Below are 19,922 nucleotides of genomic sequence, written 5' to 3'. Positions count from 1 at the left end.
TTTAGTTACTGTTACCGCTAAATATCCATGGTTGCTGGCAAATCAATTAGGGCGACCATTTTTTCGCCTACATTGACTAACCCTGCTACATATTCACTCTCATTAGTTTGGGTTAAACTCGGCACAGCTTTAGCATCTTGCTCTGCAATGCTATAAACATCAGCCACTGCATCTACCGTAATACCCATTACTTTACTTTCTTGCTCAAACTCTACTTTTACAATAATCACTACTGTTAATGGCCCATAGGCGATAGTGGGTAAGCCAAACCTTAAGCGTAAATCAATAATGGGCACTATAGTGCCGCGTAAATTAATAACGCCTTTTACATAATCTGGGGCATTTGGCAGTGCGGTTATGTCTTCCCAGCTGCGGATTTCTTGCACCGTTAATATATCTACTCCGTATTCTTCTTCAGCCATAATAAAGGTAAGAAACTGCTTAATCCCTTCTTTGCGCTGCAGCTCAATATTGCTATTTAATGCTATTGATTCAGAGAACATGAATCCTCCAGAGTAGCTGATGGTTCAATACTCAATGCTTGGCTGCCAGGCTTTTTTAACCCTGAAAGCTTAATCAAACCGCTAATATCTAAAATTAACGAAACGCGACCATCACCTAAAATAGTTGCCCCAGAAACTCCGTCCACTTTGTGGTAATTAGCCTCCAAGCTTTTTATAACCACCTGTTGTTGTGAAAGTAAATCGTCAACGAGCACCCCTACTTTTTGATTATCGTTTTCCACCACAACCAATAAGGTCTTATCTAATGATTCAATCGCATCTTGATGGTTAAAAATCTCGTATAAACGCAGAATAGGAATGTATTCATCACGTAATCTGAGGACATCTAGGTCTTTCCCAACACGGCTTACTTTTGCAATATCAATTTGCAGCGATTCTACAATCGAGATCAGTGGAATAATGTAAGTATGCTTGGCTACTTTAACCAATTGCCCATCTAAAATAGCCAAAGTAAGCGGCAGCCGAATAGTAAAGGTAGAACCAATTCCAGCAGCGGATGTCACTTCTACCGAGCCATTTAATGATTGGATATTGCGTTTCACCACGTCCATACCCACACCCCGGCCAGATAAGTCACTTACTTCATCAGCAGTAGAAAACCCTGGCATGAATATAAGTTCGTTAATTTCATCATCTGTTAACTCGCTATCGCTAGCAATAAGTTCGTTGGCAATCGCTTTTTCTTTAATCTTTTGGGTGTTAAGGCCTTGGCCATCGTCCATAATTTCAATGACGATATTTCCTCCCTGATGAAAAGCATTTAATGTAACCTTACCCACAGGATCTTTACCTGCTGCAATACGCTTTTCAACAGTTTCAATACCATGATCCAGTGAGTTTCTTACTAAATGCACCATAGGATCAGATATTTTTTCCATCACAGTTTTATCTAACTCGGTTTGCTCTCCGATCAGCTTTAGCTCCACCTCTTTATTGAGCTTTTGAGCAATATCACGCACCAAACGTGGAAAGCGACTAAACACAAAATTAATTGGCAGCATACGAATACGCATCACGTTTTCTTGTAAGTCTCGAGTATTATGCGCTAGTTGTGCTAATCCCTCTTGAAGCGAGGTTACTGCAGTAGCTGTCATTTCCTGTTCGCTAAGCTGATTTAACATTGCTTGGGTAATAACTAACTCGCCCACCATATTAATTAATGAGTCAACCTTATCGATACCAACTCGAATAGAGGTTGATTCTGGTGCAGCTTTTGCGCTGGGCGCATTGGCAACTGCCTTTGCTTTATTTGCTTTGGGTTGCTCAGCAATTTTGGGAGCTTCCTCCACAACAACCGATTCGTTAATTACTTCTTCTGATCCGGCTTTAGCATCATTAAATAAGCCACCGCATAGCTCAATTTTAATATCTGCATCATCTTCAACCCATTCAAAAATCTCTTTAATGGCTTGCTCATCTCGCTCAGTGTTTAAGAAAAACCGCCAATATAAAAAGCACTCATCGCTGGATAATTCTTTAATATCAGGTATGGCATCGGTGAATACCTGTACTTCTAACTCACCAAGCTCGGCTAATTCGCTGATCATAAACAAAGGTTCATTACCGGTTTTAAATAGATGAAAATGTGGCTTAAAATCAATCTGGTAAGTATTAACTATAACCTGTTCATGATGTGTTTCTTCACCTTGCTCTTCACCAGCTGGCATACCTAGTAATTTCTCGAACTGCTCTCGTAAAGTATCTGCTTGGGCTAAATCTGGTTCTTCCTGTACCTTTAGCGAACTTAGCAAAGCCCTTAAGCAATCCACTGATTTAAGTAATAAATTAATGTGCTCGCTAGTTATATTGCGCTCACCTTCACGAATTTGATCCAGTAATGTTTCTAATACATGGGTAAAATTTGCAATTGAGTTGAACCCAAAAGTAGCACTGCCCCCTTTTATTGAATGAGCAGCTCTAAATATAGTATTAATGGTTTCTAAGTCTTCTTCGCCTGGCACTAAGTTGAGTAATTCAGTCTCCATTATATCGAGGCCTTCAAAACTCTCTTCAAAGAACACTTCAAAAAACTGGCTTAAATCAATACTCACAGTGCACTCCTAAGTTAACGGATTACTTTTTTTAGCACGGCTAATAGCTGATCTGGATTAAAAGGTTTTACAATCCACCCTGTTGCCCCTGCAGCTTTACCTTCTACTTTTTTATCCATCCCCGACTCCGTAGTTAACATAAGCAGCGGTGTAAACTTGTAATCTGGTAGCCCTCTTAGCTCTCTAATAAGCGTTATCCCATCCATAATTGGCATGTTTACATCAGAAATAACTGCATCAAAACCTTGTTGCTTGGCAATGGCTAATGCCTCGCTGCCATCTTTGGCTTCGGTAACATCAAACCCTGCTGTTTTTAACGTAAAGCTCACCATTTGGCGCATTGATGCAGAATCATCGACAGCTAAAATTCTTTTCATATAAACCTCTAGTTAGTACTTTCTGAAGCTAAATATTCACTTAAACCGAGTTGTTCAATGACATTTTTTAATGCGTCACTGCTGCCAACCCAGGCAATTTTTTGATTGATAGTAAGAAGGTGTTTTTGTAGGGCACAAAGAAGTTGAACCGAGGCGGTATCAGCAGACATAACATCGCTAATATCTAGACAAATATCTCGGCTGTTATTAAGTTCGCTTAATAAATCTTGATGTAAAACGTCAACTTGAACAATTGAAAGTTCATTTGGTAGTTTAAGCATTTTTAAGCTTTTCCTTATCAACTCGATCCATACCAAAAGCTTAGACCGAGATAAAGAAAACGCCATAAAAACAACCAAAAAATAACCAATTAATTAAAATTAGCTGTTAAAAAACGTAAAAAGGGGCACAAAGCCCCTCTAAAATCGTTAAGTCATTAAAAGCTAGTTTTTGTAAAAATCTGCAATTTCAATAAATTCTGCCGTTAATTTTGTAGTATTAACCAAAGGCACATCTCCTTGTTTAAATTCAGGCTTAAAAATAGCTCTTAGTGCGCCACTGCCATCAACAAGTGCAACCGATGCACTATGATCCACCGCGTAGTCAGATTCATCACTATCACTAATTGCATAAATTAATCCCAACTCACGTACAAATGGAAATAGGTCTTTATGCTCCCCAGATACAGCTAAAAAGTCAGGGTTAAAATAATCTATGTACTCTTTACGCCTTTGAGCAATATCTCGTTTAGGATCAACAGATATAAACCACACCTGCAGGGGATAATTAGCTTGTAAGTTTTTATAGACATTGTTGAGCTTAGCAAGCGTCATTGGACAAATATCAGGGCAGCTTGTGTAGCCTAGAAAAACTAAGTTCCATTGACCCAAAAACTGCTGTTTGGTTACTAACTCCCCCTGTTGATCATTCAACGAAAAATCAGATAACGGTTTTGCTGTTTCGTACACTAATGCATCAAGATCCTGTAAACTTTTTTTATCACCACATGCCGATAAAAAAAGCACCGAAAAAACAATTAACCCACACCATAACTGCTTCATATAACTAGCCATTTATCTATAAATAAGATAACAAAGAGTATCATTAAATGAACAATCGAAAAACGAAATAAATCCATTGCGGTGTCTTCTTTAGCGGCAAATTTTAAGTTAATTGCTTTGTATATAAATACCACATTGAGGATACATGCCCCGCTTAAATAAATAAGCCCCGACATACCTATCAAATAAGGGAGTACGCACACAATGGCTAATAGCACTGAGTATGCGAGCACACAGGTTTTACAAAATTCGATTCCATGGGTCACAGGTAACATAGGGATTTTAGCGCGTTCGTAATCACTTTTGCGCGCGATGGCTAACGCCCAGAAGTGCGGAGGAGTCCATGTGAATATAATCATAACCAACAACCAAGGAGCGGCTGCCATTTGATTGGTTTCAGACACCCAACCAAGTAAAGGAGGCATGGCGCCAGCCAAACCACCAATCACTATATTTTGTGGCGTGGCGCGTTTTAAAAACGACGTATAAATAAATGCGTAACCTACAAGTGCAAATAAAGTAAGTATGGCAGTGAGTGTATTTGCCCACAACATCAACATAATAAACCCTGCCACGCCAATAACAGCAGCAAAACTCAATGCGTGTAATTTACTTAAGCGTCCTTTGGCGACTGGGCGGTGGCGTGTACGTGCCATTTTACTATCAATTTCACTATCAACCACATGATTGATAACGGCAGCTGCCGCAGAGAGTAAGCCAATCCCTAATAAACTTATGAACTGAACCCCAATGCCTCTGCCAACATCAGGGGCGAGAGCCAAGCCCACCCATGCCGTTAACACCAGCATAGCCACTACTTTAAATTTGCTGATTGCCAAATAATCTTGGATTAAATGATAACTTTTAGTCAATAACGATGCGCTATAAACGGGCTGCATTGCTTTTTTGTTAATTGTAAGTGCCATAACGATTCCCCTTTAAGTACGTACTTTTAGGTAATAACATAACCTAACCATAGTTAATAACAGTATGGCAGCCATTAAGTTATGCGCCAGCGCAACACTAATTGGGAAGTGAAAATATACAACTGCTAACCCCAACGCTATCTGGCAAAATAATGCTACCAATACACTTACTGTGCAGCTTTTAATTTTTTGTGAATAGGCATGGCTATATATACGCCACATAACAAGCGCCAACACAATACAAGTGACTAGTGCCCACATACGATGCAGTAAATGAATAGACATACGCGCTTGTTGTGACAACACACCAAACTCATAATTACTGTGCTCTAACGGTAACTGAAAAACACTACTGAGCGAAAATGGCTGAGCATAACTACATAGCGGCAAACCATTACAATGTGGCGCGGCATAATTAGCCGCTAACCAGCCACCTAAGGCGATTTGTAAAATAAGTACCGTGAGCGCCACCAAGCTTAGTTTAAAGTGAGGTTTTGCACCTGCGTCCCCACCCGTAATAGGCTGACTGGTCAGCCTTAAGTACAACAACGTTAATAACGCCAAAATGCTAAATCCTCCGAGTAAATGCCCCATCACAATTAGCGGCTGCAGGTTCATAGTCACCGTCCACATACCTAGCGCGGCCTGAAAAATAACAAGCAAAAGCAGTAGCATCGGTAATTTTACAGGCGTAGTTGGATACTGGCGTTTTACAAAAGCCAAAATAAACAACACTAAAATTAATACTCCGAGCGTGCCAGCAAAATAGCGATGAATCATTTCTTTCCATGCCTTTGCTGTTTCAAATATCATATCGGGGTAGCTTTGAATCGCATGCGCAATCTCAGCTTCATGTTTTGGTACGGTTAAAAAGCCATAACAACCAGGCCAATCGGGGCAACCAAGTCCTGCGTCACTTAACCGCGTATATGCGCCTAGAGCTACCACAACTAATGCGAATAAACTCGTTGCTAATACCAAATTTTTATAGTTTTTATACATAGCAGCCTCTACTTAGCTTGAACGAGAGTAATTAAGTAATTTTTTTAGATCTTTCAATAATCCCTTTTGTATCAAACGGTTTTCTTGTGGTTGAGGATTAAATGGATATTCCAGCACAATCAGTCCCATATGGTCGATTAAATATAAACTCGCGGGTTTTAATTGCTGTTGTTCAGCAATCATATGCCAATGCGGCTTCGCAGCTTTGGGTTTCCCCATTATCGCCATATCTACTTTGTGTTGATTTTTGCCAAGGGCAACATATAAATTATCTAAAGCAGCGAGCTGCTCCGAGCAAGGCTCTTCGCATTGTGCTGAATAATTTAAAGCAATGGTCCATTGCTTTGGATTATGCTGCTGCCAATTGTCTAGCTTAATTTCACGCTCTAAAAATTCACCATGGTTAGTAATTGCTGTAGGTAGCCAATCAAGTTTTAACGCGCTGTAAGCCAGCACTAAAGGGATAGCGCAGCATACTACAAAGAGCAACAGGGGTTTATTTTTCATTATCTATCCTCTTCTTGCTTGCAAAAATAGCAACTACCACACAGGCAATTGCAATTAAAAACCACTGTACTGAGTAGGCATAATGCTTTTCTGGACTCATCACAACAGCTTCATAATGGGGGGCTGCAATCTCATCTTCGTCGCCTTGGCGATAGGCCATATAATCCACTAAAGGTCGCTGGGATTGGCTACTGAGAGCTTGCAGATCAATGATTTGAATTCGTTTAGCTAAATCTGATTGAGTATTACTATTAGCTAAGGTAAAGCCACTTAAATTATCTTCTTTAATTTGTGTCGTTAACGTAAATTTACCACTAGGTATTGTCACGTTTGGTAGGGCTTCTCTTGAGCGGCCAGCTTTTACCCAACCTAAATTAACTAATAAAAAGCGCGACTCATCAGGTAATTTTAATAATGTCAGTAAGTCGTATCCAACCTGACCATTATAAATTTGGTTATCGAGCAGCCAATAATTATTGGTATCAAAATAACCACTCAAAGAAACTAATACCCCGGTTTTATTCCACTCTTTTGGCAGCTGTTGCAACTGTGCCCAGCTCATAACTCCTTGCTGCTGAATATTTTCAATGGCATTAAGCTGTTGTTGCTTTTGATCTGCGCGTTGTAATTGCCAAAACCCTAAACGCACACAAACTAATACCACAATAACAATCAGGCAAACTGTGATTATTGAGCTAAGCTTTTGTTTGTTAAATACAACTAACTGCATAAGGATAAACCCAGTGATTATTAAAATTATTATTGTTCTACTGTTATTATTTATATTGTTTAATTTATTTCGTGCTTTATTTATTATGGTGTCGGGAAAAACCAATGGACGCCCCATGTCTCACTTTTTAGGGCGTCGGGTGTTATTTTCTGTTGTGGTATTAGTGATGGTAATTGCCGCACTAAAACTTGGTTTTATTACGGCCAATCAATCACCTTTGCCCACTACAGTACATATACAAAAACAAACAAACATAGCCAAACAACATCAACAAAATGCCAGTACCACGCCGCAGCTTGAAACGCGAAGTGCTTATTTTTTGTAAAGTGGCCTTTTAAAATCCGTAGGAAAACGATTAATAAAATAATGGTACCTAAGGTGACATGCATACCGTGAAAACCGGTTAGCAAAAAGAAGGTATTACCGTAAATTCCCGCATCAAGGGTTAAATTAAGGTCATTATAAGCATAAATATATTCTTCTACTTGGAGCCCTAAAAAGCATACTCCCAGCAAAATAGTTACGCCTAAAAACACCTTAAGTGGAGTACGTTTGTTATTTTCCATCGCTACATGAGCAAAATGCAGAGTTACCGACGACGCTAATAAAATAAGGGTATTTATCAGTGGTAACCCTTGCCAGCCCATCGCTTGCGTAGAGGTGCCCCCTGGGGTATTTAACAATGGCCACACAGCCTCAAAAGTAGGCCATAACACTTCGTTAGTCATGGCGTTGTTATCGGCGCCTCCAAGCCAAGGCACAGAAAACATGCGGGCATAAAAAAGGGCCCCAAAAAAGGCCATAAAAAACATGACTTCTGAAAAAATAAACCAGCTCATACCTTGTCTAAATGAGCGATCCATTTGTGCAGAATATAAACCTTGATGCGACTCTTCAATCACATTTTTAAACCAGCTAAACAGCATATAAAGCAATACGGCAATACCCACATACAGTAAGTAAACACCACTGCCTCCCTCTTTACCCATATCCATAACTGTTAAGGCTGCCCCTACCGCAATAAAAAATAGCGCCACCGCGCCAACTATTGGCCATGGGCTTTGATCAGGTACGTAATAATGTTCATATTTTTGATTCATTTCATTTGCTCCTAGTTTTTCACTAGTTTTATAAGCTAGTTATTACTGGCTACTAACTTCTCGCTAATATCAAATACGGTATAAGACAGAGTTAACTCCTCCACATCACTAGGTAACTCAGTATCAACATAAAAAAGTAATTTAAACTCTAACTCCTCGCCAGCCTTCAAAGGTTGCTGGTCAAAGCAAAAACACGCTATTTTGTGTAAATACTTAGCCGCTTTACCCGGCGCTACCGAAGGTATCGCTTGCATCACTTTGTCTTCATTACTGTTGTTTTTAGCGCTAAACATAACCTCACGCATAGCCCCTGGTTTTACATCTACACTGTATTCTTTAGATTTAACCTCAAAAGGCGCACCACTTTGGGCATGCGTGGTAAAACTAACGCTGACTTCTCTATTCTCATTAACCAAGGTACTTTGCTGTGCTTGCTCTAACGAGGGCTTACCATTAAGCCCGGTTATATCGCAAAACACGTCATATAAAGGCACCATGGCAAATGCAAAAGCAAACATTGCAATGCAAATAATCACCAGCTTTTTTAATAACGGCAAGTGAGTCATTATTTAATGTCCGGCGGCGTTGAGAACGTATGATATGGCGCAGGTGAATCAACGTCCCATTCAAGCCCTTCTGCCCCATCCCAAACTTTTGCAGGCACTTTATCGCCCCCTTTTGCACATTTATACACAACAACAACGAACAGTAATTGCGATAAACCAAAGGCAAACCCACCTATACTAATAATGGCGTTAAAGTCAGCAAACTGCAGTGCATAATCTGGAATTCGACGTGGCATACCGGCTAACCCCACAAAATGCATTGGGAAAAACAGCACATTTACACTTACCAAAGACAACCAAAAGTGCCATTTAGCCAAGGTAATATTGAACATATTTCCGGTCCATTTTGGTAGCCAATAATAAGCCCCCGCCATAATAGAAAATACCGCGCCCGTCACCAGCACATAATGGAAGTGTGCAACTACAAAGTAGGTGTCGTGATATTGAAAATCAGCAGGTGTGATCGCCAGCATCAATCCCGAAAAGCCACCTAAAGTAAACAGCACAATAAATGCGATACTAAACAGCATGGGCACTTCAAAGCTAATAGAGCCACGCCACATAGTTGCTACCCAGTTAAATACTTTTACGCCGGTAGGTACCGATATCAACATAGTCGCGTACATAAAAAACAACTCACCCGCCACGGGCATACCTGTGGTAAACATATGATGCGCCCACACAATAAAGCTCAACAAGGCAATCGAGGAAGTGGCGTACACCATAGAGGCATAACCAAATAGTTTTTTACGTGAAAAAGTAGGAACAATCGTAGAGATAATGCCAAAGGCAGGCAAAATCATAATATAAACTTCAGGATGACCAAAAAACCAAAATATATGCTGGAACATTACCGGATCGCCACCACCAGCGGCGTCAAAGAAGCTGGTCGCAAAGTATTTATCGGTGAGTACCATAGTAACTGCACCAGCAAGTACCGGCATTACTGCAATAAGTAAAAAAGCCGTGATCAGCCATGTCCACACAAATAACGGCAGTTTCATCCATGTCATACCCGGAGCGCGCATATTCACTATGGTGACCACCACATTAATGGCACCCATAATCGAACTGATACCCATTATATGTACCGCAAATACAAACATTGCTGTGTTGTCGTTACTATAAGTGGTGGAAAGCGGAGCGTAAAAGGTCCACCCAAATGCAGGGCCACCACCAGGCATAAACAATGACGCTAACAAAATCAAAAACGCAAATGGTAAAATCCAGAAGCTCCAGTTGTTCATTCTCGGTAATGCCATATCTGGCGCACCAATCATTAACGGAATCATCCAGTTTGCCAATCCAGTAAATGCAGGCATTACTGCACCAAACACCATGATTAAACCGTGTACTGTGGTCATTTGATTAAAAAAGTGAGGATCAACCAATTGTAAACCCGGCTGAAATAACTCAGCCCGAATAACCATAGCCATTGCTCCACCAATCAAAAACATGGTGAGAGAAAAAATTAAATATAAGCTTCCGATATCTTTATGGTTGGTTGTAAATAACCAGCGCTTAAAGCCTGTTGCAGGTTGATGGCCATGATGAGCCTCATTGGAATTAGGTTGTTCTGCAATGCTACTCATTATTTAGCCTCCCCATCAGCATCCAGTGCCGCTTGTATTTCGCTTGGTTGAATTACCTCTCCGGTGTCATTACCCCATACGTTACGCTTATAAGTAATAACGGCTGCTATCTGCTTAATAGATAATTGCTTTGCGAAAGACTGCATCGCTGTACCTGGTTTACCATGAAGTAAGATATCGATATGACCTTTGATATCACCTATAACTATTGGGCTGCCTTTAAGTGCTGGAAAAACACCCGGCAAACCTAAACCTGTAGGTTGATGACACGCTGCACAGCTCGCCATATAAACTTGCTCACCAAGAGCCATCAGCTCCTCTTTTGGTACCACTTGATCTAATAACGCAGCGTCTGCTTCAGCCGCTTTTTGTTTAGCTTGTTTAGCTTCTGCCAACCACGTTTTGAAGTCTTCTTCTGTTTTTGCTTCTACCACAACAGGCATGAAGCCATGATCTTTACCACACAGCTCTGCACACTGTCCGCGGTAAGTACCTACTTCATTAATATTGGTCCATGTTTCGTTAATAAACCCAGGGTTTGCATCTTTTTTAACTGCAAAATCAGGTACCCACCATGAGTGAATTACATCATCTGAAGTCATTAAAAAACGAACTTTTTGGTTAATCGGTAGCACCAGCGGCTTATCTACTTCGAGTAAATAATTCGGGTTTTTATCGGCAAGATTCGTTATTTCATTTTGAGGAGTCGCTAACATTGAATAAAACTCAACGTCCTCCCCCATATACTCGTAATGCCACTTCCACTGTGATCCAGTAATTTTTATAGTGATATCAGCTTTGCTGGCATCCTCCATGGCGATTAACGTTTTAGTCGCAGGAATGGCCATAACAATTAAGATGACAAAAGGAATGGCAGTCCAGAGTATTTCTACTTTGGTACTTTCATGAAACTGGGCAGGGACAGCCCCTTTAGACTTGCGATGATGGATGAGTGCCCAAAACATAATGGCAAACACGATCACCCCAATCACACAACATATTAAAAATATGGTCATGTGCAGTTGATATACATTATTACTTATATCAGTTACGCCTTTACGCATATTATATTGGCTATTAGCAAGCACATTTTGCGAAAAAACTAACAATATAAGCCACAAGGAAGAACTCAGCTTACCCATGTGACGGCTCCTTTGATGCTATTGCTGACGCAAAGCGAAGAGGCATACGGCTTAAACGCCCATTCGTTATTTTTATTTTTTATAAGGGTGCTGGAGTTACTAAATGTGTGTGCTCAAAACGATTAGGCTGTGAGTTATTTTTATTCCAGCTCTTTAATAACTAGTTAAAAAATAAACAATAAGCAAGGTGAGCATGAAAAATAAACAAGAGGTTACTTAAAAAAGTGCAGCAAAGAAAATAGTCACAAATAAGGTAATTAATCTAAGAGTCAGAGTTGGTAAGGGGTAGCTTGAATAACAGCGGAAAAAATATAAAGTTTTATGATTTAAAAATAACTAGGGTCTGTTGATCTTTTCGGATTAAAATTTGTTCAAACTAGGGGCGGTTTAATCGCGGCGCGAAGTTTGTAACCTAGTGGGCTAAGTCAAAACCGAGCAACAAAGAGTAAATCGCCCCTATGCAGAACCCTTCGGGCAGCGCCTGTTTGGCATTGATGCTACGTTATCGCCTATTTATGGGGAATCACCACATAGGCTCTGTCTTGCCTAAATACCAAACAGACTGCTGCAAATTCAACCTTGAAAGGTCAACAGACCCTAAAATAAATTTGTTTATTTATAATAATATTTAGCGATTTTTAAAAATAACAAAAAGCGATTCACAAGCAATATCGTACAAAAATAATGCATGTAAAAACAGCGCCTAATCAATATTAAGCGCTAGGTTATGCTTAACTATCACATCCAATCAGCGTTACGAATAACACCCACCGCTAAACCTTCAATATTGAAAGATTCATTTTCCAAGTCTACTTCAATAGCTGAAAACTCGTCATTTTCAGCATGCAGTAATACTTTTCTGCCGGCTTTTTCTAGACGTTTAACCGTAACATCATCATCCACTCGAGCAACAACAACCTGACCATTTTCAGCTACTTGAGTTTTATGTACAGCGAGTAAGTCGCCATCCATAATGCCAATATCTTTCATACTCATGCCGTTAACGCGCAGTAAAAAATCAGCCGCAGGTTTAAACATTAAAGGGTCAATTTTACAGTGGCTTTCTACATGCTGTTGCGCCAATATTGGCTCACCCGCAGCAACTCGACCAATTAAAGGTAAGCCCAGTTGCTCTGGCTCTTCTTCTTCAACAAGCTGAATGCCCCGACTCGCGCCCGGCTTCATTTTAATCACACCTTTTTTAGCCAGTGCTTTTAAATGTTCTTCTGCAGCATTTGCACTTTTAAAACCCAGTGTTTGTGCAATTTCGGCACGTGTAGGAGGCATACCAGTATCTTTAATAAACACTTTGATAAGTTCGAGTATTTGCGCTTGGCGTTTCGTTAATGGTCGCATACAACTGGTTTTCCATACAGTACAATTAACTGTGAGTATATACAGTTATTTTAAAATCGCAAATATAAATTAAGTTAGCTCCACTGATAATAATTAGCTTATCGCACTAAGAATATAACCCGCTCTTAACTCCTAAAAATTATTTTTGCACTGATTAAAGCAACCCATCAACAGTAAAAATAAAAAATGTATCTTAAAATTTACAACAATGGTTAGTTTTAATGAGTGGTAATGTTAATTAATTGAAATAAGAATATTACCGTGTACACTTTATGTGGACAAAACAAATATAAAAGGACTATGAAATGAAAAAATACTCACCTTTATTTATTGGACTCCTATTCAGCGGCTATACACAAGCTCAAGTTCCGCTTTTTGAAGTGCAATATATTAATGAGTCACAAAGCGTGGCCACACAAACAAGTAATCAATTACAGTTTGGCCAGCCTCTTTTTGAGCTCACAAATAGCACAAATACCTTTCTTTTACCTGTTAAAGGTAACGACATTGAATTTATAAAAAGTTCAACAAGTTTGTCAGCAACGGGAAGCTTAATTTGGATTGGTAAAAGTTTAGAAGATGACGAAATAACACTTATTAAATCTGCAAAAGGCATTTCGGGTACTGTAAAAGTAGGTGAACAGATATATAAATTACAACCAAATAAGCACTCTGGTCATAATTTCATTGAATTAGATCCCCAAAAGCAGCCAGCTGAACATGCTCCCGACTATAAACAGTCTAATAACTTGGAGTTTATGAGTGAACAAATTTTAACAGCTCAAAACACTCAATCGGTAATGGCTAACGAAACACAAAGTAATATTAGTTTATTAGTTTTATATACCCCAGCAGCAGCTCAAAAATCAGGGGATATAAATAGCTTAATTGATCTTGCGATTGTTGAAACCAACCAAGGTTATCAAAACTCAGGCGTCAACGCAGTTGTTAGCATAGCCCACATGAGCCAAATTAATTATACTGAAGCTGCAAACTCAAGTACTGATTTAAATCGTTTAGCAGCTAAAAACGACGGTTATATGGATGAAGCACATACATTACGCGATCAATTCGGTGCAGATGTAGTTATATTAGTAAATGATGTCAATGGTTACTGTGGCCAGGCCAAAGCCATTGGCGCTAATGCTCAAAGCGCTTTTGCTATGGTCGATTATGATTGTGCGACAGGCTACTACTCCTTTGGTCATGAGATTGGACACTTACAAGGCGCTCGCCATAATCCAGAAAACGATCCTTCAACAACTCCTTATTCATTTGGACATGGTTACCAGCAACCTCAATCGCAATGGCGCTCAGTGATGGCATATAATTGTCCAGGTAATTGTACACGTATTAATTACTGGTCGAACCCTAATAAATCATACAATGGAGATGTAATGGGGACTTCGGCAGAACATGACAATGCCAGAGTGTTAAACTTAACTAACCCTATTATTGCAAACTTTAGATCTTCAACCCCCCCAATTCCTGGTGACAATGTGCTCCAAAATAATCAAGCTATTATGGTTAATGGTGCAAAGAATAGCGAAAAGTTATTTACATTTGCAGTACCAAGTGAAGCAACACAAGTTACTTTTAGAACATCAGGTGGTAGTGGTGATGCTGATATATATGTAAAATTTAACGAAACGGCATCCACAAATAATTTTGATTGTCGCCCATATAGAAATGGCAATAATGAGAGCTGCAGTGATACTCGCAGTGGAAATTACTCTGTCATGCTCAAAGGCTTTGATGCTTATAATAATGTAGAACTGGTCGCTAGTTACCAATAATAAGCAAGCTACATAAGCAGGCGTCGTAGTATGGCGACCTGCTTAAATTAAGCTAAAAAAAATTTATTTGCTATCACTCACGACAAGATTTAAATTTCACCTTAATATGAGCTCAATTTTATATTTTTAAACATTCTTTTAGGAGCGAGTATGAGCATTTGGCATCAACCAATTACATTAGAGTTTTGTAAGCAATTAGATCAAGGGATCACTGGCCAAGGCACGCTCATGAAGACCATGGGAATTGAAATCAGTGAAATTGGAGATGACTACTTAGTCGCCACTATGCCGGCAATTCCAGAGCATCATAACCCTATGGGTATAGTGCATGGTGGTGCCAATGTGGTCCTTGCTGAAACCGTAGCAAGTTATGCCGCTAACTTTGTAGTTGATTTCAGTCGATTTTATTGTGTTGGGCAAGAGATCAGCGCCAGTCACTTAAAAGCGTCACGCAACGGCACATTAACGGCTACCGCAAAAGCTTATCATATTGGTAAACGCAGCTCGGTTTGGGATATTAAAATAACCAATAGCCGCAATGAGCTTTGCTGCGTATCAAGAATGACCGCAGCCGTAGTCGAACGAAAAGGTTAAATTACTTTTCCAGAGGGTAAATAGTAACTTCTATGCCTGCGCCAATTGCAGATATGCGTAACAAGGTATCTGCATGTAGGGCCTGATTAAAACATTTTGGCGACGTACCCGACTCAAACCCCATATCAAAGGTTCTACGAGAACAACTTAACCATTGCTTTAATGCATTGCGTGAACACGACTCAATTAGCTCACATAAATGATTAATTGCTTTATCGGGTGTGGTTATTTCACCAGCTACTTCGATGCGTGCCAGTTGGCGGTATTCGTCTTTATCATAATGTAAAATGGTTGCGACCTTTTTTAAATCAGCAACTAATACGCTAATATCTTGCTTTGACTCAAGCTCGAGATCTACATTTAAAAATTGAATTTCCGACATTGTTTCGTATTTATCCTCTAATGGTTACCTTGCAAACTTTAACGCAGTTTTATCGTTATACCAAATCAACACCCTATAAATAGACACTTTATCAGTTAATACTCTTATTTTAGGGTGTTATTGCAGCTTACTATTAGCACTATTGTGCTGAAACTCAATTTGAATGCACTAGTGCGACATTTTGTCGCACCCACCCTGCCTACCATTCGCGTAAAATGTTTATTAAAAGTAATAAGATAAACACCTATGAAAAAAATATTTAAACCAGTACGTAAACTTCATAAATGGTTGGGCTACTTATTAGGTTTACAAATTTTAGCTTGGTTGCTTGGCGGTTTAATTATGAGCGCTATTCCGCTTGAAAAAGTACATGGTAAGCACCTAGCAACACGCACCCTAACCAACCCCTTTAAAAGCCATGATTACATCGCATCAATTGATGATATCGTATCCCAAGTAACCAACCCGACTAAAATAATCTTTACGCATTTTTTATCCACCCCACTTATAACTGTAACCAGTGCCGGTAGCCAACAAAGTTTTAATGGCATTACTGGGCAACCATTTAAAGCACCTAATAGACAGCAAATTATTGCTAATGCACACGCACACTTACTTATTAATGCTCAACGAGTAAGCGCTGCTTTATTAGCTACAGGCCCACGAGAAAGCGGTTATAAAACAAATATATGGCAAGTGAAATTTAACGATACATTTAACACCACCCTCTATTTGTCATCAGACACAGGTAAAGTGATTACTGTTCGCAGTGATATTTGGCGAGTGTTTGACTTCTTTTGGATGCTACATATTATGGATTACGATGAGCGCGAGGATTTTAACAACCCGTTACTCATTAGTTTTGCTGCCAGCAGTGTGTTTTTTAGCTTTACTGGTTTTATTTTATTACTGCAAAATATCCGATTCAGAACAAGAAAACGTCAGCTATCCTGAGTTTTTAAGTGGACTCGGTTGAAAACTGATTTACCATTTAGATTATTCACTTTAAAATCGCGGCTCCTGTAGTTCACTAAAGTGATAGGATATGCCGCATTTTATTTTTGCGTTATTGCTTTGCGTTATCAGCTTTACTATTAATGCTGAGCAATTTACTCGTTTTTCCAGTGCTAAAAAACACTTAATTAAAACCTTACCAACCAATGCAAAAAGTATCTATTGTGGTTGCGACATAAAACGTAAAGGCAAAAAGTTAGTACCCGATGCAACCCATTGTGGTTATGTGCCACGCAACACATTTACCCGTTCAGGTAACGTGAACCAACGCGCTCTGCGAATAGAATGGGAACATATTGTACCCGCTTGGGAGTTCGGTCATCAGTTACAATGCTGGCAAGATGGTGGACGTAAAAATTGCCGTAAAGTAAGTGCAAAGTTTCGCATGATGGAAGCTGATATTAACAATTTAGCTCCCGCAATCGGTGAAATTAACGCTGATCGTTCAAACTATCGCTTTGGCATGTTAGCCCAAAATGCTAATCAATATGGTCGCTGTGAGGTTAAGGTTAATTTTAAACAACGCGTTATAGAGCCTCCGGTTTATGCACGTAAACGTATTGCCGATGCATACGCTTACATGCAAAAAACTTATGGTTTAAAAATATCAAATCAACAACAAAAGCTATTTAATGCGTGGCAACAACAAGCTTATGCCGCAAAAACCGACAGTAAAAAGCTGTAACTTATGTTTATAATGCTTGGTGTGGTCCAAATATTTCGTAATGAATATTCGAGCTCTGTACACCTAAGTCAAGTAGTTGGCCTTTTACATAAGCCATAAATGAAGCTGGTCCACACAAATAAAATGCCCCTTCGCTAATAGGCAGTGATGCTTCAAGCACAGATAAATCCATAAGACCTGTGTAATCACATCCCCCACCACCTTGATTAAACCAGGTTAAGGTTTTTAGTTGTGGATGCATAGCCGTTTGCTGAGCTAGGTAGTCTTTAAATGAATACTCCAAGCTATTTTCACACGCGTGTAAGTAACTAATCGCTTGATTAGTATTGTCGCTCAATAGCGTTTGCAGCATAGCCATCATTGGGGTTTGGCCAACACCTGCAGAAATAAGCACAACGGGGCTTGTTGCATCTTTCAAAAAGAAATCACCTGCTGGTGGGTATAGCTCTACTCGTGCGCCCTGCTCTAGTGAGTGTAAATAGTTAGACACCACGCCAGGCTGTGGTTGGCACTCTTTTTTAACGCTAATACGATAGTTTTTAGCATTGCTCTTTTGCGAAATAGAATACTGGCGGATCTCTTCATATTCTGCCCCCTCAGGCTTAACTTTAATGCCAAGATATTGTCCTGGCTTGTGGGAAATAACAGCTTTGCCGTCTAAAGGTGTGAGGATAAAGCTGGTTACAAATTCAGACTCAACATGTTTATGAGTAATTTCAAACTTCCGTGTACCTACCCAGCCACCATGATTATTTTTACTGTGTGTATACAACGCTGCTTCTTCGGTAATACAAATATCAGCCAGTAGGTTATAAGCTTCTCGCCATGCGTATTCAACATCAGCTGTAAACTGATCAGGAATAAGCTCTTTAAGTGTGCCGATCAAATGCGCCCCTACAATAGGGTAGTGTTCGGGTAAAATATTCAAGCTGGTATGCTTATGGTTAATTCTAGCTAATGCCTCTTTTAACACGGCTAAATTATCAATATTTTGCGCATACGCAGCCAAGGCATTAAATAATGCAAATTGCTGACGACCCGTTTCTTGGTTAGTCATATTAAAAATATGTTTAAGTTCCGGGTTATGGCTAAACATGCGCTTATAAAAATGATCGGTGACGGCTGTGCCCGCTTCTGCAAGTAATGGAGCTGTACTTTTTACAATCTCAATAGTTTTTTCAGATAACATTTTGGTTTCCTATGGGTGAACTAACCACGACGCCCATCAACACGACGCCGCGTTAATATAGGAGTGCAGTGAATTAAAAATAATAAAAAGGCCAGTAACCAAAGCACAGCACTGATCTGCCAAGCTAGGTGTGGCCCAATAAAAGACGGGAGAAAAGCACGAATAATTGCGGCACTAAACACCAATACAAATGCAAGATTCATAAAACCAGGAATACTAAGTGAGCGACCGGTATGTCCTAGTGATACCCGTGTCATCATGGCTAAAATCATCATGCCGATACCACCAATAGTGATAAAATGCAGAGCGTCTTTAAACAGTATTGCACTGCTATAAAAACTGATTGCCACTAACATTAAACCTATACCTAAAGCTAAATACGCAAAGTGTAACGACCATAATAATGGGACTTTTAGGACTTGCTTGTTCCACCAGCAAACACCGCGAACTAAATGCAAAAACGCTGCACTCATCACAACTAGTGCCGGGTTAATTACAGTGCAAAATAATTTACTAATAAAAAATAATGCTATCGCCAATACCGATAAGTATAAAATAGCTTTATCTATGTTTGGTGTGCGTACCTGCTTAGATAAGCCCAGCCCTTTGGCAGTAAAAAAGGGTAATACACGCCCAGCTACAACCCCCACCAACAAGCTTATAACCAGTACTGCGGTATCAACCATCGCCAGCGCTAGCTGCGTTTGGTTTTTTAGCACTAGTATTAAATACAACATATTGAGCGTACATAAAAATGAAAGAATAAATAAAAACAAGTAGTTGCGTTTACTGCTCGCTTTTATCAACATGCTGGCTAACACTATGATTACCGAGAGCCACCAAACAACTTGTAAAATCAGTACCGCATAAACATTAAACTGATCAATGCTAGGCACAACTACAAAAAAACTAAGCCGTGCACTAAGCCATATTAGGCTAAGCCACATCAATGGTTTACCGTTAATACTTGCAACACCGGTCCATGTTTGTGCTGCAGTAAGTAAAAAGCCAGCCACAACCACGCCCGCAAAACCAAATAACATTTCATGTGCATGCCACAAATTAGCAGGCATAACTAAATACCACTGTGCATCGCCACTTAAAATAAGTAACCAATAACCCACAGATAAACACGCTAGTGATCCACCAGCTAAAAAAAAGGGTCTAAATGCCAACATCCATAATGACCATTGTGATACCTGATGAAATGCGACCTGCGCTGGCATAGGTTCGGCTAAGTTTATGGGCTTCATTAGCGCACCTCCTGCCCCAGTCCATGCTGCGCCACACAGCGCAGTACGTAACTCACTTTGACAATCGCCGCGAGG

22 protein-coding genes are annotated in these 19,922 nt (G+C 39.8%); 5 read left to right on the top strand and 17 right to left on the bottom strand.

Annotation, left to right across the window (positions count from 1 at the left end):
* Positions 1 to 17: 17 nt before the first annotated feature.
* From ACZ5WS_RS04350 to ACZ5WS_RS04310, 9 genes are all read right to left on the bottom strand, one after another.
* Positions 18 to 503: a chemotaxis protein CheW gene (locus tag ACZ5WS_RS04350; protein ID WP_138608347.1), complete on the bottom strand. Its 486-nt coding sequence runs from the start codon at positions 501 to 503 to the stop codon at positions 18 to 20.
* Positions 485 to 2,575, bottom strand: coding sequence for a chemotaxis protein CheA (locus ACZ5WS_RS04345; RefSeq protein WP_464710849.1), 2,091 nt, complete (start codon positions 2,573 to 2,575; stop codon positions 485 to 487). Before ACZ5WS_RS04345 ends, ACZ5WS_RS04350 begins: the two co-directional genes overlap by 19 nt.
* A 14-nt stretch (positions 2,576 to 2,589) precedes the next feature.
* A complete protein-coding gene (locus tag ACZ5WS_RS04340) occupies positions 2,590 to 2,952 on the bottom strand; it encodes a response regulator (RefSeq protein WP_008115349.1) in 363 nt (120 codons plus the stop codon).
* A gap of 8 nt (positions 2,953 to 2,960) precedes the next feature.
* Positions 2,961 to 3,233, bottom strand: a complete 273-nt coding sequence (locus ACZ5WS_RS04335; RefSeq protein WP_138608351.1) for an STAS domain-containing protein — start codon at positions 3,231 to 3,233, stop codon at positions 2,961 to 2,963.
* Positions 3,234 to 3,395: 162 nt separating this feature from the next.
* Entirely contained in the window at positions 3,396 to 4,013 is a 618-nt protein-coding gene (locus ACZ5WS_RS04330; protein ID WP_178956739.1) for an SCO family protein, read from the bottom strand.
* A complete protein-coding gene (gene cyoE, locus ACZ5WS_RS04325; protein WP_464710847.1) occupies positions 4,010 to 4,939 on the bottom strand; it encodes a heme o synthase in 930 nt (309 codons plus the stop codon). The genes ACZ5WS_RS04330 and cyoE overlap by 4 nt, the downstream gene beginning before the upstream one ends.
* A 12-nt stretch (positions 4,940 to 4,951) precedes the next feature.
* Positions 4,952 to 5,941: a COX15/CtaA family protein gene (locus ACZ5WS_RS04320; protein WP_054202824.1), complete on the bottom strand. Its 990-nt coding sequence runs from the start codon at positions 5,939 to 5,941 to the stop codon at positions 4,952 to 4,954.
* Between the two features lie 12 nt (positions 5,942 to 5,953).
* Positions 5,954 to 6,448: a hypothetical protein gene (locus tag ACZ5WS_RS04315; RefSeq protein ID WP_054202823.1), complete on the bottom strand. Its 495-nt coding sequence runs from the start codon at positions 6,446 to 6,448 to the stop codon at positions 5,954 to 5,956.
* On the bottom strand, positions 6,438 to 7,178 hold the full coding sequence (locus ACZ5WS_RS04310) for an SURF1 family protein (protein ID WP_464710843.1): 741 nt from the start codon (positions 7,176 to 7,178) through the stop codon (positions 6,438 to 6,440). The genes ACZ5WS_RS04315 and ACZ5WS_RS04310 overlap by 11 nt, the downstream gene beginning before the upstream one ends.
* Here ACZ5WS_RS04310 and ACZ5WS_RS04305 point away from each other — a divergent pair.
* A complete protein-coding gene (locus tag ACZ5WS_RS04305) occupies positions 7,132 to 7,503 on the top strand; it encodes a DUF2909 domain-containing protein (protein WP_338390803.1) in 372 nt (123 codons plus the stop codon). The two genes, ACZ5WS_RS04310 and ACZ5WS_RS04305, sit on opposite strands and share 47 nt — an antisense overlap.
* Here the strand turns inward: ACZ5WS_RS04305 and ACZ5WS_RS04300 are convergent.
* The 5 genes from ACZ5WS_RS04300 to lexA all read right to left on the bottom strand — a co-directional run bounded on the left by ACZ5WS_RS04300 (position 7,403) and on the right by lexA (position 12,934).
* Entirely contained in the window at positions 7,403 to 8,278 is an 876-nt protein-coding gene (locus ACZ5WS_RS04300; RefSeq protein WP_010392387.1) for a cytochrome c oxidase subunit 3, read from the bottom strand. The two genes, ACZ5WS_RS04305 and ACZ5WS_RS04300, sit on opposite strands and share 101 nt — an antisense overlap.
* Positions 8,279 to 8,313: 35 nt before the next feature.
* Complete coding sequence (locus ACZ5WS_RS04295; RefSeq protein ID WP_464710842.1) at positions 8,314 to 8,844, bottom strand: cytochrome c oxidase assembly protein; 531 nt, start codon at positions 8,842 to 8,844, stop codon at positions 8,314 to 8,316.
* Positions 8,844 to 10,436: a cytochrome c oxidase subunit I gene (gene ctaD, locus ACZ5WS_RS04290; protein WP_290167391.1), complete on the bottom strand. Its 1,593-nt coding sequence runs from the start codon at positions 10,434 to 10,436 to the stop codon at positions 8,844 to 8,846. Before ctaD ends, ACZ5WS_RS04295 begins: the two co-directional genes overlap by 1 nt.
* Entirely contained in the window at positions 10,436 to 11,578 is a 1,143-nt protein-coding gene (gene coxB / locus ACZ5WS_RS04285) for a cytochrome c oxidase subunit II (protein WP_138608364.1), read from the bottom strand. Before coxB ends, ctaD begins: the two co-directional genes overlap by 1 nt.
* 738 nt (positions 11,579 to 12,316) lie before the next feature.
* Positions 12,317 to 12,934, bottom strand: coding sequence for a transcriptional repressor LexA (gene lexA / locus ACZ5WS_RS04280; protein ID WP_010392379.1), 618 nt, complete (start codon positions 12,932 to 12,934; stop codon positions 12,317 to 12,319).
* A 305-nt stretch (positions 12,935 to 13,239) separates the two neighbouring features.
* On the opposite strand from lexA, the gene ACZ5WS_RS04275 reads away from it, so the two are divergent.
* Both ACZ5WS_RS04275 and ACZ5WS_RS04270 read left to right on the top strand, forming a co-directional pair.
* Positions 13,240 to 14,730 (top strand): M12 family metallo-peptidase, encoded by a 1,491-nt coding sequence (locus tag ACZ5WS_RS04275; protein WP_464710839.1) that lies wholly within the window; start codon positions 13,240 to 13,242, stop codon positions 14,728 to 14,730.
* Positions 14,731 to 14,880: 150 nt separating this feature from the next.
* The gene (locus tag ACZ5WS_RS04270; protein WP_138608368.1) at positions 14,881 to 15,324 is read left to right on the top strand and encodes a PaaI family thioesterase; all 444 of its coding nucleotides are present in this window, start codon (positions 14,881 to 14,883) and stop codon (positions 15,322 to 15,324) included.
* A gap of 1 nt (position 15,325) precedes the next feature.
* On the opposite strand, the gene ACZ5WS_RS04265 is transcribed toward ACZ5WS_RS04270, so the two are convergent.
* Positions 15,326 to 15,706, bottom strand: a complete 381-nt coding sequence (locus tag ACZ5WS_RS04265; protein ID WP_008114170.1) for a hypothetical protein — start codon at positions 15,704 to 15,706, stop codon at positions 15,326 to 15,328.
* Between the two features lie 246 nt (positions 15,707 to 15,952).
* On the opposite strand from ACZ5WS_RS04265, the gene ACZ5WS_RS04260 reads away from it, so the two are divergent.
* Complete coding sequence (locus ACZ5WS_RS04260) at positions 15,953 to 16,660, top strand: hypothetical protein (RefSeq protein ID WP_464710836.1); 708 nt, start codon at positions 15,953 to 15,955, stop codon at positions 16,658 to 16,660.
* A 91-nt stretch (positions 16,661 to 16,751) separates the two neighbouring features.
* Positions 16,752 to 17,405, top strand: coding sequence for an endonuclease (locus ACZ5WS_RS04255; RefSeq protein WP_138608372.1), 654 nt, complete (start codon positions 16,752 to 16,754; stop codon positions 17,403 to 17,405).
* Positions 17,406 to 17,412: 7 nt separating this feature from the next.
* Here ACZ5WS_RS04255 and hmpA read toward each other — a convergent pair whose 3' ends face one another.
* Both hmpA and ACZ5WS_RS04245 read right to left on the bottom strand, forming a co-directional pair.
* Positions 17,413 to 18,594, bottom strand: coding sequence for an NO-inducible flavohemoprotein (gene hmpA, locus ACZ5WS_RS04250; protein WP_138608374.1), 1,182 nt, complete (start codon positions 18,592 to 18,594; stop codon positions 17,413 to 17,415).
* A gap of 20 nt (positions 18,595 to 18,614) precedes the next feature.
* On the bottom strand, positions 18,615 to 19,847 hold the full coding sequence (locus ACZ5WS_RS04245) for an NnrS family protein (RefSeq protein WP_464710833.1): 1,233 nt from the start codon (positions 19,845 to 19,847) through the stop codon (positions 18,615 to 18,617).
* Positions 19,848 to 19,922 lie beyond the last annotated feature (75 nt).

The organism is Pseudoalteromonas sp. 11L1 (assembly GCF_055397545.1).
Note: the sequence above shows the minus strand (reverse complement) of the source record. Positions and strands in the feature narration are given on the sequence as shown.